14 protein-coding genes and 1 pseudogene are annotated in these 14,584 nt (G+C 67.0%); 8 read left to right on the top strand and 7 right to left on the bottom strand.

Annotated features, from left to right (window positions below; all coding sequences use genetic code 11):
- Positions 1–121: 121 nt before the first annotated feature.
- From OG734_RS30715 to OG734_RS30725, 3 genes are all read right to left on the bottom strand, one after another.
- The gene (locus tag OG734_RS30715) at positions 122–1,150 is read right to left on the bottom strand and encodes an NAD(P)/FAD-dependent oxidoreductase (RefSeq protein WP_330290683.1); all 1,029 of its coding nucleotides are present in this window, start codon (positions 1,148–1,150) and stop codon (positions 122–124) included.
- Positions 1,151–1,261: 111 nt separating this feature from the next.
- Entirely contained in the window at positions 1,262–1,654 is a 393-nt protein-coding gene (locus tag OG734_RS30720) for a hypothetical protein (protein WP_330290684.1), read from the bottom strand.
- 273 nt (positions 1,655–1,927) lie between these two features.
- A complete protein-coding gene (locus OG734_RS30725) occupies positions 1,928–2,689 on the bottom strand; it encodes a PIG-L deacetylase family protein (RefSeq protein WP_330290685.1) in 762 nt (253 codons plus the stop codon).
- A 241-nt stretch (positions 2,690–2,930) separates the two neighbouring features.
- Here OG734_RS30725 and OG734_RS30730 point away from each other — a divergent pair, with 241 nt between their 5' ends.
- Positions 2,931–3,626: a hypothetical protein gene (locus OG734_RS30730; RefSeq protein ID WP_330290686.1), complete on the top strand. Its 696-nt coding sequence runs from the start codon at positions 2,931–2,933 to the stop codon at positions 3,624–3,626.
- Between the two features lie 60 nt (positions 3,627–3,686).
- Here the strand turns inward: OG734_RS30730 and OG734_RS30735 are convergent, their stop codons facing one another.
- The 3 genes and pseudogenes from OG734_RS30735 to OG734_RS30745 form a co-directional block, all read right to left on the bottom strand.
- Complete coding sequence (locus OG734_RS30735) at positions 3,687–3,818, bottom strand: hypothetical protein (RefSeq protein ID WP_330290687.1); 132 nt, start codon at positions 3,816–3,818, stop codon at positions 3,687–3,689.
- A gap of 92 nt (positions 3,819–3,910) precedes the next feature.
- The gene (locus OG734_RS30740) at positions 3,911–4,828 is read right to left on the bottom strand and encodes a DUF6879 family protein (RefSeq protein WP_330290688.1); all 918 of its coding nucleotides are present in this window, start codon (positions 4,826–4,828) and stop codon (positions 3,911–3,913) included.
- A gap of 109 nt (positions 4,829–4,937) precedes the next feature.
- Positions 4,938–5,118, bottom strand: a pseudogene (locus OG734_RS30745) (SCO2521 family protein); the annotation flags it as partial.
- Positions 5,119–5,540: 422 nt separating this feature from the next.
- On the opposite strand from OG734_RS30745, the gene OG734_RS30750 reads away from it, so the two are divergent.
- The 5 genes from OG734_RS30750 to OG734_RS30770 all read left to right on the top strand — a co-directional run bounded on the left by OG734_RS30750 (position 5,541) and on the right by OG734_RS30770 (position 12,779).
- Positions 5,541–7,148, top strand: a complete 1,608-nt coding sequence (locus OG734_RS30750; RefSeq protein WP_330290689.1) for a carbamoyltransferase C-terminal domain-containing protein — start codon at positions 5,541–5,543, stop codon at positions 7,146–7,148.
- Positions 7,145–7,945 carry a hypothetical protein gene (locus OG734_RS30755; RefSeq protein WP_330290690.1) on the top strand — a complete coding sequence of 267 codons (801 nt, stop codon included), beginning with the start codon at positions 7,145–7,147 and terminating at the stop codon, positions 7,943–7,945. Before OG734_RS30750 ends, OG734_RS30755 begins: the two co-directional genes overlap by 4 nt.
- 47 nt (positions 7,946–7,992) lie before the next feature.
- The gene (locus OG734_RS30760) at positions 7,993–11,637 is read left to right on the top strand and encodes an nSTAND1 domain-containing NTPase (RefSeq protein WP_330290691.1); all 3,645 of its coding nucleotides are present in this window, start codon (positions 7,993–7,995) and stop codon (positions 11,635–11,637) included.
- Positions 11,637–12,401, top strand: coding sequence for a pentapeptide repeat-containing protein (locus OG734_RS30765; protein WP_330290692.1), 765 nt, complete (start codon positions 11,637–11,639; stop codon positions 12,399–12,401). The genes OG734_RS30760 and OG734_RS30765 overlap by 1 nt, the downstream gene beginning before the upstream one ends.
- A 72-nt stretch (positions 12,402–12,473) precedes the next feature.
- Complete coding sequence (locus tag OG734_RS30770) at positions 12,474–12,779, top strand: YciI family protein (protein WP_330290693.1); 306 nt, start codon at positions 12,474–12,476, stop codon at positions 12,777–12,779.
- Positions 12,780–12,821: 42 nt separating this feature from the next.
- On the opposite strand, the gene OG734_RS30775 is transcribed toward OG734_RS30770, so the two are convergent.
- A complete protein-coding gene (locus OG734_RS30775; protein ID WP_330290694.1) occupies positions 12,822–13,664 on the bottom strand; it encodes an SAM-dependent methyltransferase in 843 nt (280 codons plus the stop codon).
- Positions 13,665–14,008: 344 nt separating this feature from the next.
- On the opposite strand from OG734_RS30775, the gene OG734_RS30780 reads away from it, so the two are divergent.
- Together OG734_RS30780 and OG734_RS30785 are read left to right on the top strand one after the other, a co-directional pair.
- Positions 14,009–14,173 carry a DUF6879 family protein gene (locus OG734_RS30780; RefSeq protein WP_330290695.1) on the top strand — a complete coding sequence of 55 codons (165 nt, stop codon included), beginning with the start codon at positions 14,009–14,011 and terminating at the stop codon, positions 14,171–14,173.
- Entirely contained in the window at positions 14,173–14,406 is a 234-nt protein-coding gene (locus OG734_RS30785; protein ID WP_330293848.1) for a DUF6879 family protein, read from the top strand. Before OG734_RS30780 ends, OG734_RS30785 begins: the two co-directional genes overlap by 1 nt.
- Positions 14,407–14,584: the final 178 nt, after the last annotated feature.

Here is a 14,584-nt window from a genome sequence, read left to right on the forward strand (position 1 = left end):
GAGTCGATTGGCCCCACCTGGGTGCGAGCCGTGTGCGGCCTTGCGGCGATGGGGGCTGCCAGGCCAGAACAGCGACTGCTCGCGGCGATCCAGGCAGGGACCGCCCACCACATCGGGATCGTCAGAAGCGATCCGGGCGGCAACCTGACAGAGCCGACTCAACGGTTCCGTCGACCAACTCCCGTGCGACCAGGCGGCCCACGGCCGCGGCGAGCGTGACCGCCGAGTGCATCACTGCCAAGTAGAGGCCGGGGACCTCGGCGACCGGGCCGACGATCGGCTCACCGTCGGCCGGCATGGGGCGCACTCCGAGTCGGGTGCTGAGCAACTCGACGCTCCCGGCGCCATGGAAAGTGGACCGGACGGCGGCAAGGGTCCGTTCGGGCGAGTCCGCTGCGGCGATCAGCCGGTCCGCGGCGACCTGCCGAAGATCGAAGTCCTCGGTGTTGACCACGGTGCGGACCAGACCGGCCGGGGCGCTGAGCCGGAACAGCGGGCACGGCGACGGTTCGACCGGGACGCGAACGCCGAGCGGCGCGCCCAGCGCGGCCGTGGCAACTCCGGCCGCCAGCACCACCGTCGCACCGGAGAGGGGTCCTGCTGTCGTCTCAACCCCGGCAATCCGGCCCGCTGTATCCCGGCGGACCGCGGTAACCGGCGTGTCCAGATGCACCCGGGCTCCATGGGCGCGAGCGCCCTCGACCAGTCGCTCGGTCACGCCCACCGAGTCAACAGCGCCGTCCCCCGGCGCCCAGACAGCCCACTCCGGAGGCTGCCGAAGGTTGGGTTCGAGCGTCGCCACGGTGGCCGCGTCCACGAGCGTCTGTCCGGGTCCGGCGTCCGGCGCACTGTCCTTCCTGTTCCAGCTCAGCGAGCCGGACCAGGTCACCGGGAGTCCCGGCAACTCGGCCCCGAGTCGGTGGTACTCCGCCGTTGCGGTGGCCCGCAGCCCGGCGGCCGGAACTTTGAGCACGCCGGACGATCCGATCCAGGCGAACGAGTCCGCCGTCACGCCGGCGCCTGGCCGCCCGGCGTCGACCAACGTCACGTTGGCGCCCGCCCGGGCGGCGTGATAGGCCACCGATGCGCCGACAATGCCGGCGCCGACGACGACCAAGTTCCTACTCTCCAGTGGGCTCAACACGTTCACGACCCTAGAGTCCGCAGCGACCGCCGGTAAACGAGGTTTAGCCGCGGGACACTGGGCCGCCCATCCGCAGGAACCCACCGGAGAACTCTGGTCGGGAGCGCTCGGAAGAAATCAGGGCCTGTCCATCGTCCTCGCCCCGAGCCACTCGTCGGTCCCGTTGTCGTTGATGTGGACGAGGGTGACCTGGACCCAGGATGCCCCACCTGGAAAATCCGTGCTCATCGTGAAGTTGAACCCTCTTGTGCTGTAGTCGCAAGTGGTGCGCGTCTCGAAGCCATCACCCGGGTAAGTCTGGAACGTGGTCTGGATACAGCCGCTGATATGCGACTGGACCTCGCCTGTAATGCCAACAGAGCGGTTGTTGAACTGGACGCTGCCGTAGGTGCTGCCCTGTCCGCCTGGCATGCTCCAGCTCACCGGAGCAGCCGTCGCGGTTCCCGTCGCAGTCATGAGAAGTGCTGCCGCTCCAGCTGCAACACCGGTGCTGCTGAGTATCTTGCGCATGATTCTCCCCCTTATTTTTTGATCAGAGCATATCAAGTTTGGCCATATGGGCTACGACGGCGGAGAGGGTTTCCGGGCTCGGAAGTCCTACCGCCCAGCAGAGCAGCCGAGTTCACCCGTTACCGCAACACGGCACTCGCACACGCGGAGCCGCTCACCGACTGGTGGTCCAAGCACGGGGCGTGAGCGCGGAGCCCAGTTCGTACTTGGAACGCACCCCGCATCTGTCCTCGGCGCTGATCGCCCGTTCCCCGGTGGCGTCGGCTGCCACGCTCAGGCCGTGAGTTCTGTCTGCGCTGCCACCGTGGATACGAGGTTGTGGCGGATGTACCACTCGGTGCAGAGCAGCCGCTCCCGCTCGGCGGCGGAGAGCCCGGCGATCAGCCCGGGGGCGGCTCCCCGTTCCACCTCGGTACGGTGGGCCAGCACGGCGGCGATCTTCTGTTCCAGCCAGGGGCTGACGTCGACGGTCGCGGTGACCTGCTCGTCCGGGACGCTGTACATGGCCTTGCCGGTGGGAGCCAGGTGTCCGCCCCACACCGGAATGGCCGAGTGCGGATGCGTGGCCAGGTACAGAGCGCTCGGCTGCCAGGGCTCACCGGCGTCCGGGTAGAGCCGTTCAAGTCCGGCCGCCTGGACGGCGAGCAGGGTCACCCGGTGCGTGTGCACATGATCCTCGTGGCCGGTGAGTCCGCCGTACACATCATGGGTGACCACGACCTCCGGACGGAACTCCCGGATGTGCGCGACCAGTTGACCTACCGCTTCGTCGACGGGCGCGTCGAGGAAGCGCTGCCTGCCCGGGGCCGATGGTGGCACGCGGGAGTCGGCGTAGCCGAGCATTCGGGGCGCGCCCACACCGAGGATGCGGAGGGCTTCGGCGAGTTCGGTGGCGCGGCGGGTGTCTGCGGCCCAGGTAGCGGTGACAACTGCGGTGCGGGCGTGGGCGGTTGCGTGGCGGGCGAGGGTGCCGCCCGCCGACAGGGACTCGTCGTCGGGGTGGGCGAAGACGGCCAGGAGGCTGGGTGTGGGCATCGGGAGCGCCTTTCGAGGGCGGGGCGTACGGATCACGACTTCCACCGGATCACGGCGGGATGGAACGCCATCGGAGGCGCAGGTGGTGGCCGGCGTCCGGGTGCCTTCTCCTCAGTTACGCATCCCCCGATGGGGTACGGTCCGCCCGAACGCCAGCCCTTTGACAGGCAATCAGCCTGCGGTTGACCTTGGTCAACGCCCCGAACGCCGTTGTCAGACCCTGCTGTTACGGTCCCTGGTCATGGCAGAAGACGATGGAATCGCATGGCTCGGCGAGCGATGGACGAGCGACCGCGCCGACCCCATCCTTGGTGAACAGGCGGGCCTCGTGTTCGCGGAAGGTATCGCGCCGCAGGACCTGGCGGTGGTCTTCGGAGCCGTTCCCTGGGAGATCCCTGAGCCGGTGAGTGCCGAAGCCAAGGCCATCTATGAACGGACCCACCCCCAAACGCGAGTCCCTGACGAACCCCTCGTAGCTGTCTACGGCAAGGAAGGCGATTGGTCCTTCCTCGCCGGGAACTTCGACTACCTGATCCACTTCCAACAAGGCTTCGCGCTGCCGCAGGGAACCGGTCGGGTCGTCCTCCTCTACAACATTTCCGCCAAGGGCATGTACTGCATGCTCTACTTCAAAGACGGTCGGCTGGTGTGGAGCGACGAGATCTACGGCTACTTCGACGAAGAGGCGAAACGGAACGGCGGCCACTACTTCGACTACGCGCCGGAGATGTCCTTCCTCAACTGGGCCATGCATGAAGCAGGATGCCGTCCTGAGGTCCGCTACGTCGATGGGCACCCGGTCTTCCAGAACGAAGGCTGGATAACCGACTGGCAGCAGCGGTTCCTCAAGGGCCTGGAGATCGCGTTCGGGATCTCGGTGTGCCAGGAAACCTTCGACACAGGCGGATATCCGCTGGCGGACGTCTACTGGACCTGATCACTGCCGGGCCCACCGCGGGGTGGTACGCGCAAGGCTGCGCAAACTCCTTTGGGAGCGCTACTCGTTGCTCCAGAAGTCCAGGGCCTTGTCGATCAGTTCCTTGGCATTGGCCCCGTAGTGGGCGGCGTTGCTGAGAAGGCCGAAGTCCTTGTTGTGCAGGGCGAGTTCCGCCGGGTCGGTGATGTCCACGCCGAGTACGAGAAGTTGCGAATCGCCGCGTGAAATAAACGGTCAGAAGCCTGTCCGGAAAACGCGTGGCCCCTTAATGCACGTCTTCCGCATCACGCGCCGCCCGCCCCTGGCTCACCTGTCGGGGTCCCCACCGTCTGCGTCGGCACGCCCGCGTCCCAGAGCTCGGCGAACCGCTGGGTCCTCAGTCTGACGTGGCCCTCATGCGCTCTCACCCGCGTCGAGGTGTTGACCTGAAGTTGATCCTGTTCGATCTCGTAGCAGGTCGCCTTGTCGAAGACGATGAATTCATCCACCAAGCCCCGCCTGACGGTCTGGGGCAGCTGTGTCCGGACGATCACACGTGTCTCTATGCCCAACTCTTCTTGCTCTTCGCTGAGTTGGCGCAGGTCGTAGTTGAGGTCTGTCGAGTCGGCCACGAGGAACAGCCGCCGTACCGTCACCCCCCTCGCTATCGCCTCGCGCTGCGCCTGCAGATAGCGGGTGGCAGGCTCGCTGTTCCAGAAGTCCCGGTCCACCAAGGAGAGCGTGGTTGTGGTATCGATGGAATGCGTGGCGCAGTTGGTAAGGATCAGTAGCCAGTCGTGGTTCTCGCCGGCGCAATCGACACTCCCGCTCTTGAGCGCCTCCATATCAACAGCGAGGCGCCGCATCAGCTCCTCGGCGAAGCGCCTCATGATGTCGGGACCCCTAGAAAGCACCTCCACCGCACTGGTGGCCAACGCGGCCACTCCGTCGGAAGGCAGCCTCTCCATCTCGCTGTAGAACTTGGTCGCCTCGCTAATCTGGGCGAAGCTCCTCACGACCGTTTCCTGTGTCTGCGCGTTGTGCTGAGGCAGCACGGCCTTTAAGTCCCTCACCTGATTGATCAGATCGCCCAGGAGCTGAAGGATCAGGATGCAGCCACCGACAAAGATGCCGACTCCGATCTGCCACTTGGCCTCCGAGTCAGCGACCTTGGCGATGACGGACGCCAGGCCGCCCGCCGCAAGTGAGATGAGTATTTTCAACCACATCCGCCATGCGCCGGATCCCCCTCTCCACGGTGCTCCGTTCGGTTCCGGACTCGGCCCCATCGCCATTGTGTGTCCCCCACCAGTACCCGTGTCGGTTTCTTCCTCAGGGCGCTGCGAAGTCCCCCCACAACAACCGGACCGTATGAAGGGACAGTTGGTTGCGGATGCGCTGCACCAGGGTCTGCCACTGCCGGGTGAAACCCGGCGTCTCCTCCAGTGTGCCCTGCGAGTTCCTGGATCACTCGGGCACGCGGCACCCACAGGTGCAGCAAGCGGTCGACGGCGCCGACAAGATCAGCGGGGCTGATCGCCGCGGACCTCCGGCACAACGCCCGCGACACCAGCAGACCGCCTGATGCGGCTGGTCTTGCGGAGGGCGCGGGCGCCTTGAAGCCCTTGACCGCGAGGCGGCCGGCGGAGCCGAGGCGACGCCGACGCCCATTTCGACGGCCTCGGGGAGTCGGACTGGGCTGGGACATCCTCCTTGAGCTGGGCTCCTGTTGGGGCGGGGGCTGGCAGCAGCAGGCGAGAGAAACTCCAGACCATGATCGAGGTCATCGCGCCGAGGAGTACCGGGACATGCACCACGTAGGGTCGCGCGCAGTCGTCCTCATGCTCAACTCAGCCTGCCCATAGGCCCATTGACCTGCATGACTGCCCGTCGTTATGTTTATCCGCCGGATAAGACAGCCGTTCGGGGGACCTGGTGCGCATCCTGTCGTTCAAGCCTGGGCATGACGGGACCGTCGCCCTTGTCGAGGACGGGCGCCTCCTCTTCTCGCACGAGAGCGAGAAGGACTCCTTCCCCCGCTACACCGACCTGACCCCGTCCGCCTTGCTGGACGCTGCCGAGCGGTTGGACGGACCGCCGGACGTGGTGTGTCTCAGCGGGTGGATCAAGGGGTTCCACTCCGTCGATCCTCCGCTGGGTGCGGGGTACTTCGGGTACGACGAGAGCGGCATCCTCACTGGGGAGAGCCGGTTCTTCGGTACCCCTGTCCGCACGTTCAGCTCGACCCACGAGCGGTCCCATCTGCTGAGCGCATACGGGATGTCGGAGTTAGAGCCAGGGCAGCCCTGCTACGCGCTGGTCTGGGAAGGCAACATCGGGTCGTTCTACGCCTTCACACCGGACCTTCAGGTAAGGCGCCTGTCCACCGTGCTGGAGGACCCGGGAAACAAGTACCAACACATTTTCGCCCTCGCGGACCCTTCTACGTCACGGGAGCACGGGGGATTCCGTTTCTCCAACGCCGGCAAGCTCATGGCGCTGACCGGCTTCGCGCGCAGTTCCGCCGTGTCGCAGGTGGAGCGGGATCTGATCGAGTACATCCTTGACCAGCCGTCGATCCTACTCACTGCTCCGAAGGAAAAACTGGCCTGGTCGCCCTTCTACGACATAGGAGTGGAGAGCCAGGAGTTCAAGGATCTCGCCGCGAAACACTCCCAGGCCATTTTCGACCGCTTCCTCGCAGTGGCCGAGCGCGAGCTCACAGAGGGCTTCCCGCTCCTCATCGCCGGTGGATGTGGCCTCAACTGCGACTGGAACCAGCAGTGGCGCGACTGCGGCCTCTTCCCCGAGGTCTTCGTGCCGCCGTGCCCGAACGACTCCGGCTCAGCCATCGGCACAGCGGTCGATGCGCAGCGTCACTTCACCGGCCAGGCCAAGATCACTTGGGATGTCTACAGAGGGCAGGATTTCGTCCACGATCGGAGTCCGGAGCGGATCGCGGAGCATTTCACGGACGAGCCCCTGGACCTGTCTAGGGTTGCCGGGTTGCTGGCCGAGAGCCGGGTTCTCGCCTGGGTCCAGGGACGATGCGAGATCGGGCCGCGTGCGCTCGGGAATCGGTCGCTCCTGGCCGCTCCGTTCGAGGACCGGACGCGCGACCGGCTCAACCAGATCAAGCAGCGAGAGTCCTATCGGCCCATCGCCCCGGTGTGCCTGGAAGAAGACGTGAGCGAGCACTTCGACTGGGTCGGGCCCAGCCCTCACATGCTCTACTTCCAGAACGTCCGTAACCCGTCTCTGCGCGCGGTTACCCACGTCGACGGCACTGCGCGGGCCCAGACCGTCAACTCGGCGCAGAATCCCCAACTGCACGGTCTGCTACGAGCCTTCAGGCAGGTGACCGGTGCGGGCGTGCTCTGCAACACGTCACTCAACCTTCCGGGCCGGGGCTTCATCAACAGGACCACCGACCTGGTCGAGCACGTCCTCGACCGTGGCATCGACGGCTTCGTCCTGGACGACCGGCTTCACCTGGTACGCAAGCCGGCCACCGCCGACGCCCCGCGGGAGGCGAGGTCATGACCGGTGACCACCGGATACTGACGCTCGCCGGGTTAGCCCAAGGCTGCCTGGAACCATTGCTGGCCGGAGACGTCCTGGCCATCCACGTACCCGGCTTCACGGACCCGGCAGAGGCACACGGGATGGCCCGCCGCCTCGCGGCCCACTCCAGCTTGTCCGCCTACCGCAACACTCCCGAACTGGTCCGCGTCGGTGAGAGCCACTACGAAACTCATGACGCTGACGGCAGCACCAACGGCCATGCGCTCGCAGAGTACTTGCGCAACGCGGACACGCTCATGGAGCAGATCCGAACCTGCTGTGCGCCGCACGCCTCTCCACTAGATGTGCTGTGGCGGGACCTCGACGCTCTCTACGGACTGGAACGTGCCAGCATCGACGACCGGCCGATGTTCGCCGGGGTGTGCCGCGTCTTCCCCGAGGGCAGCGAACTCCTCCCGCACAACGACCGGCTCAGCCGCGATGCTCCCGGGCTGCCGCTTGGCCATGAACTGGACGCGCAGCTCGCGGCCAACATCTACTTGCAGGTACCCGAAAGGGGCGGCGAGCTGCAGTTGTGGGACCTCTGGCCGGACGAAGCGCAACTGACCGCATGGAGCGCGTCCGACAGCGAGTACGGGACCGACCGAGCTCTCGTGCCGCCCCCTTCATGCGTCCTGCCGATCACCGCCGGTGACCTGGTCCTGATCGACGCCACGAAGCTGCACGCCGTATCCCGGCAGGAGCAGGGTGCCCGGATCGGCCTGTCCTGCTTCCTCGGCGTTCGTCACGGCCGCCCTCTCGTCTGCTGGAGTTGATCCCCCTGACCCCCCGTTCCACGCCTCGCTCCCGGGCCTCCGCTCCCGTGCCCGGACATATCGGCGGACACCTGCGGAGGGTACGTCTGGCCGGCGGCCTCTCCCAGCTTGAGCTCGCCAGCCGGATGGGGTTTCCCGGGCAGATCGTCACCGAGGTAGAACGCGGAGAACAGGCGCCCACGGAACGCTACTTGGAGAAGTACGTGGCGGCGGTCGGCCTTTCCCCGCAGCAGGTTGTCGCCCTGTGGGAGGAGTTCAGGCGCACCCCGTCCGCTGCCGCCGGTGCCACCGTGCCGGGCACGGGACGGGACCGCGGTGACTGCCCTTATCGCGGTCTGTACGCCTTCCGGGAGCAGGACGCTCCCCTCTACCACGGCCGCTCCAGTGTGGTCAGGCGCCTGGCTCGCACGATCGGACACGCCTCACTCGCCGGGGTGGTGGGAGCCTCGGGCAGCGGCAAGTCGTCCCTCGTCCACGCCGGCTTGATCCCCGCTCTGCGACGCCAGGAGCACTGGGCGGTCGCCGCCTTCCGGCCTGGCTCTCATCCGTACACGGCACTGGCCGGCGCGTTGGTCGAGCTGGCGCACCCCGAGGCCACCGTGGAGCAGAACGCCGTGGCAGCCGCCAGTATGGCCGAGCGCATGCGAAACGGCGGCATCGGCTCGTTCATCGAACAGATCGTGCGGCGTCTCGACCGGCCTCTCCTTGTCTTTGCCGACCAGTTCGAGGAGTTGTTCACGCACAGCCGCGACAGACAGGACATCGACCAGTTCCTCGACCACCTTGCCGACTTCGCTCAGGAACATCCCGGTGGTACATCCCGGGCGAAGGTGATCCTCACGCTTCGAGGCGATTTCTACGGCCGGGCCATCGCGCACCGGCGGTTCTCCGACGTACTCCAGGACCATGTCGTCAACCTGCCACCGATGAACCGGGTCGAACTGCGCAGCGCCATCGTGGAGCCGGCGCGGGCGCGACAGCTGGACCTTGAGGACGGCCTGGTCGACCGCATCCTCGACGATGTGGGCAGCGAACCCGGCCACCTTCCGCTCCTCGAGTTCGCCCTCACCCTGCTGTGGGACCGGCAGTCCTCGGGCAAGCTCACGCACGCGGCGTACGAGGCTGTCGGCGAGGTCGTCGGCGCGATAGCCACCCGGGCCGAGGAGATGTACTCGACCCTCTCGCCACAACAGCAGGACACAGCACGCCAGTTGCTGACCCGGCTCGTACGGGTCGCCCCCATCGGCGAGGAGGGCGAGGACGCACGGCGTCGCACTCCGGTCGCCGAACTCACGGGACTCGCCCGCGTCGACGAGGTCATCGCCGCACTCACAGACGCCCGCCTCCTGGTGACCGACTCCGACGAGCGGGCCATGCCGACAGTCGAGGTCTCCCACGAGGCGGTGATCCGCAACTGGGGCAGGCTACGGACCTGGCTCGACGGCGACCGGCAGTTCCTGCTGTGGCAACAGCGCACCCGCCGCCGCTACGAGGACTGGCGCGCCGTTCCCGACGACGCCTCGACTGTCCTGCATGGCCGACTGCTCACCGAGGCCGAAGGATGGCTCCAGTCACAGGGCAGCGACGCCGTGGCCGGCGACCTCCAGGAGTTCATTCGGCACAGTGCGGACATCCACAGGGCCGAGCTGCACCAGCAGGCCCTGGCACAGGTCGAGCGGCTACTGACGGTGAAAACCGACGAACTCATGGCCGTCGTAACCCAACTGGCCATTCACCGAACGGTCGTCGACGAGCGGGTCCGACAGATCCTGCGCGGTGAGGTGGCGCTTCGGGCAGGCGCAGACAACGGCCTCGCGCATGAGGACATCTGGCGGCTGCAGCTCTTCCTCGCCGGGGCGGACCCCGTCGAGGCCGCATGGATCGGCCGCAACCTGCGTGGCATCGCGCCCGGGGAACTCGCGGTGGCCCGGCAGGTCCTGTCGCCGATCGACGCGGAACTGCGAGGCCAGTTGTGGGGGACGCTTCTCGACACCGAAGCCGTCGTACCCGTCGCGCGCCTGCACGCCGCCGTACTCCTCGCGGAAACGGCGACCGCTCCCCATGACGGTCGCTGGAGCGGTGTCGCACAGCGGCTCGCCGCCGACCTCCTCGAACAGGACCAGCTCCACCTGCCCGCGTGGCTGGCAGCTCTGGGACCGGTCGTCGAGTATCTGCTGGAGCCCCTGACAGCGACCGCGGTGGACACATCCGTACGGGAGACCGTGCGTGAGACCGCCGTGTCGGTCCTCCAGGAGGTCGCGGCCGACCGCGGCGACCTGTTGGCGCGGCTGGCGAGCGGCGGCCCCGAGCACGCGTACGCGGAGGTCGTCAGACGCCTGGCGCAGAGCCCGATCCCAGCGGTCCACGAGGCGGCACAGACCGAACTCCGATCCACCCTGCGCCTCCCGCCGCCACCAGCTCTCACTGAAACAGAGAGAGTCGAACTCGGTCGCCGCCGCGTCGCCGCCGCCTGCACACTGCTGCGGTTCTCCCACACGGACGGCATCCTGGAGCGGCTGGTGACGGCTCCGGATCCTGAGTTCGCCACCCAGTTCGCTCATCAGGCATCACAGCGTGAGGTTCCGGCCGACACTCTGGCGGGACTGCTCGCCGAGGCCCCGGACGCCCAGGCCCGCTACTACCTGATGATGGCGCTCGGCCAGTACAGACCCGAGGCGTTCTCCGACACGGCGCAGTTCGACAGGACCGAACGCCTCGTACTCGACCTCCACCACGCAGATCCCTCCGCCGGCGTGCACAGCGCCGCCCGCTGGCTGGACCGCCGCTGGAACCACCGCATCGACGGTACGGAGACCCCTGCGCCGTACGACCCCACCGGCCGCCGCACCTGGTTCACCTGCGCCCCGCCGCTCGGCCCTCGGCTCACCTTCAGCGTGTTCCGCCCTGGAAACCTGCTCATCGGCTCCCCGGAAGACGAGTCGGAACGCAGCAGCTATGAGGGGCCGAGGCGTCCCACCGCTCTCACCCGGTCGTTCGCCCTGTGCGACGCGCAGGTCACCCGAGGCGAGTTCGAGACGTTCATGGCACAGGCCGGACGGCAGGGCCTGCCGGACATCAGCGAGTGGAGCGACAAGCCGTCCGAACCGGTCGTCGCACCCACCTGGTACGAAGCGGCGGACTTCGGAACCTGGCTCACGACTCAGATCGTCCCCGGCTCCGCCCCGGCCGAGTTCGGCGCCGACCTCGACGACCACCCGGTGACCCAGCCCGGATGGGCCGGCTTCCGGCTGCCCACGGAGGCCGAGTGGGAGTACGCCTGCCGCGCGGGCACCACCACCGCCTACAGCTTCGGCTCCGACCGCCAACTGATCGACGAATACGCGTGGACCGGCGCCAACTCCGGCCTGAAGACCCACGAGGCGGGCATCCTCCGGCCCAACCCGGCCGGACTCTTCGACATCCACGGCCAGTGCTGGGAGTGGTGTTCCGACTGGTACGCCCTCTACGATTCCGCCGCGGAGTCGGACCCTGGCGGCCCTGAAGCCGGCGACAGACGAGTCCTGCGCGGAGGCTGCTGGAACCTCGGCGCGCGCTACGCCCGATCCGCGTGCCGCAACGCTCACATCCCCTCGAATCGCAACTACTACATCACCTTCCGACTGGCCCTGACCGTTCCCGAGCCCGACCCCGCATGGGCGGGCGGCCTCGATCCCCTCCCCTGGAGCGGCTGATGTCCAGTCACCGTGGCCCTCTCTCCCCGGTCGTCATCGGCGCTCTGCTCATGGCTACCGGTCTGATAGGCATCGTCGTCGGCCATGTCTCAGCCAAGGGCTGGACGTGGTCGGGCCTGGTCAGCGATGTCGGCACCTCGGTGGGTGCGGAACTCATCGCTGTCGCGGTCACCGTACTGATGATCGACCGCCTGGCCGAACGGCGTGAATCCGCCCGGCTGCGCCAACAGCTCGTACGCGAAGCGAGCAGCACGGACCACGGACTCGCCCTCCGAGCCGTCCTCGAACTGGACGTTCGCGGCTGGCTGGCCGAAGGGGCGCTCGTGGAAGCCCGGCTGCGGGACGCGAACCTTCACGACATCGTGCTTGAGGGCCAGGACCTCCACGGAGCCGACCTGGTCGGCGCGAACCTCCGTAAGGCAAACCTCTCCCGCGCCAACTTGACGGACTGCGACTTCAACAACGCCGACCTGTCCGAGGCCGTTATCGAGATGGCCGACTTCACTGGGGCACGGCTTCAGGACGCCCAGCTGAACCACGCGGACATGGCGCAGGCGGTACTCCGGTCCGCCGACCTGGCCGGGGCCAACCTGGCCCACTCAGACCTCACCGAGGCGGACCTGCGAGGAGCGGTGCTACGCGGCGCCGATCTGACCGGCTGTCTGCTGGACAACATCCGCATGGACTCATCCACCACCTGGGACGAGACGACGCGCTGGCCCGCCGGCTTCTCACCGCAGGCAGTCGTCGGCGCGGCGATCTGAGCGTGCCCAGGCTCCGACCATCACCATGTGCGCGACCGACAACAACAACTACTGCTACTTACGGAGACCCTCATGCAGTTCATGCTCCTCGCCTACGACGGCACGGACGAAGGCGCCCTGGACCGCCGCCTGGCCGCACGTGAAGCGCACATCGCCCTGGGCGACAAACTGGTCGCCGAAGGCCACATGCTCTTCGGTACCGCGATCCTCGACGAGAACGACCGGATGATCGGGTCCATGATCGTCCTCGAATACCCGTCGAGGGCCGAGCTGGACGCCTGGCTCAAGATCGAGCCGTATGTCCTTCAGGACGTGTGGAAGACGATCGAGGTGAAGACCGTACGCGTCGGCCCGTCCTTCGTCGGGCTGCACAAGTAGCCGCGGCTCGCGGCGAGCAGAGGATGCCTGGCTGCCGGGCCGTCACTGCTTGTCGGCGATCACGAGATACCGGCCGCGCGTCCCGGACAGCCCGGGCGCGACGGCCGCGTCCGACCAGCGGCCGTAGTCCGCGTCCGGATCGCCGTACGCGGACACGTGGATCTCCCAGCCGAGCGGTGCGAAGAGCTCCTTGGGCTGGTCACTGCCCGACTTCCACGGATGCCCCTGATCGGCCATGCGTTCGCGCCAGGCGGTCATCCCGGGGCTGTCCAGGATGGTCTGGCCGACATAGTCCGCGAGGAGTTGACTCTTGGCTGCCGACAAGTCGGTGAGCTGCTGCAACAGCACGTCGCGCTCGTTCGGTTCGAGGAAGTACAGCAGTCCCTCCACCAGCCAGCACGTGGGCTGCCGAGGATCGAATCCGGACGCGAGCAGAGGCCCTGTCCAGTCGTCCAACAGATCCACTCCGAGCGGGACCCGCACGGCCGTGGCCGGCGCGTGGAGATCGCGTACGAGATCTTCCTTGAAGCTGAGCAGAGCGGGACGGTCGAGTTCGTAGACCAGCACGCCGGGGGACCACTCAAGGCGAAAGGCCCGCGAGTCCATCCCGACGGCCACGAACACGAACTGCCGTACCCCGTCGGCATCGAGCCGCAGCAACTGATCGTCCAGGAACCGCGTCCGCACCGCGAGCGCCGGGTCCTCCACACCGGCCTGCACCTGCCCCTCGAACTGCGACATGATCCGCGGCCCCTCGTCACCGGCGAAGGCCTCCGCCAACGGGTCGGCGAACAGGCGGTCAGCGCGGCGGTGCTCGCGGGCCCTCATTGATGCGGTCCACAGGGCGGTTTTGGCTAGGGGGTCCAGGGGCTGGGATACGTCCATGACTGCACGCCCTTCTCCAGAACGCTCCGGATCGGCCATTGCGCGAATCGCGTCGAACAGGTCATATCCTTCCCCGGGATTGCGGGGGCAGACGCGTCAGGCGGCGAAGCAGTCAGCTGTACACAAGCCACAGGCCGGTGGCTGCGTCCTTGGAAGTGGCGTAGCGCTGGTCGGCCATGATTCCGCAGGCACGGCTCCTTAACTGCTGACGGTGCGCCAGATCGCGGCACTGGCACGCCCGGGCGGAGCGGACCGCCGCACGTCGGCCCTACTGGTGACCGTGGCAAAGACCCGAGCGACGTCGCGCGATCCGCACAGCTATTACCGGGAGCCCTGGGGGCGACATGGTCTCCCATGCGGTCGCCCGCAGAGTCGTCGCACGCCGTGCTCGCATTGTTTCGGAACCCGTTACCGACTACATCCGGTACGAGCTTGCCGGAACCGCCGTCAACGTGCATGCCGGGGGGAACAAGTGCGCTGGCTGTCCCGCCGATGAGTGGTCGACGTGATGCTGCCGGGCGCCGACCTGTGGATCTTCGACGGGACGCAGGTCCTCTTCAACCAATTCTCCGAGAACGGCAGTTGGAGCGGCCACCCTTGGAACTGCGAACCGACCAGGCATCGTGAAGTAGTGCAGGGACGTCTTCGAAGCAACTGGGAGCGTGCGGTGTCGCACGACGAGTATGAGTCTCACCGACAGCTAGCAGTATTGGCTGGCTCGTATGACTCCGGAAAATCCTGAACGGCCGTTGACGGGACACGATCTAGTGATATAAGCCGATCATGTAGGTGACTAGGTCTACAGTCCCTGGCAGGTTGATGGTGCGTGCTGTGACGCATCGTTGAGGAACATGGCGATCGACGTTCAGGAGCCACGTAGGTGCAGGTCTGGCAGTGGTGCGTTGCGGTGTCGGCAGCGG

This window comes from Streptomyces sp. NBC_00576 (assembly GCF_036345175.1).
In the GTDB taxonomy this organism is placed as follows: Bacteria; Actinomycetota; Actinomycetes; order Streptomycetales; family Streptomycetaceae; genus Streptomyces.

What these genes read in the sequence shown, in the direction of transcription:
- OG734_RS30720 (WP_330290684.1), bottom strand. Translation starts at nt 1,654, where the DNA reads ATGCGCAAGATACTCAGCAGCACCGGTGTTGCAGCTGGAGCGGCAGCA.
- OG734_RS30725 (WP_330290685.1), bottom strand. Translation starts at nt 2,689, where the DNA reads ATGCCCACACCCAGCCTCCTGGCCGTCTTCGCCCACCCCGACGACGAG.
- OG734_RS30730 (WP_330290686.1), top strand. Translation starts at nt 2,931, where the DNA reads ATGGCAGAAGACGATGGAATCGCATGGCTCGGCGAGCGATGGACGAGC.
- OG734_RS30755 (WP_330290690.1), top strand. Translation starts at nt 7,145, where the DNA reads ATGACCGGTGACCACCGGATACTGACGCTCGCCGGGTTAGCCCAAGGC.
- OG734_RS30765 (WP_330290692.1), top strand. Translation starts at nt 11,637, where the DNA reads ATGTCCAGTCACCGTGGCCCTCTCTCCCCGGTCGTCATCGGCGCTCTG.
- OG734_RS30770 (WP_330290693.1), top strand. Translation starts at nt 12,474, where the DNA reads ATGCAGTTCATGCTCCTCGCCTACGACGGCACGGACGAAGGCGCCCTG.
- OG734_RS30775 (WP_330290694.1), bottom strand. Translation starts at nt 13,664, where the DNA reads ATGGACGTATCCCAGCCCCTGGACCCCCTAGCCAAAACCGCCCTGTGG.
- OG734_RS30780 (WP_330290695.1), top strand. Translation starts at nt 14,009, where the DNA reads ATGGTCTCCCATGCGGTCGCCCGCAGAGTCGTCGCACGCCGTGCTCGC.
- OG734_RS30785 (WP_330293848.1), top strand. Translation starts at nt 14,173, where the DNA reads ATGCTGCCGGGCGCCGACCTGTGGATCTTCGACGGGACGCAGGTCCTC.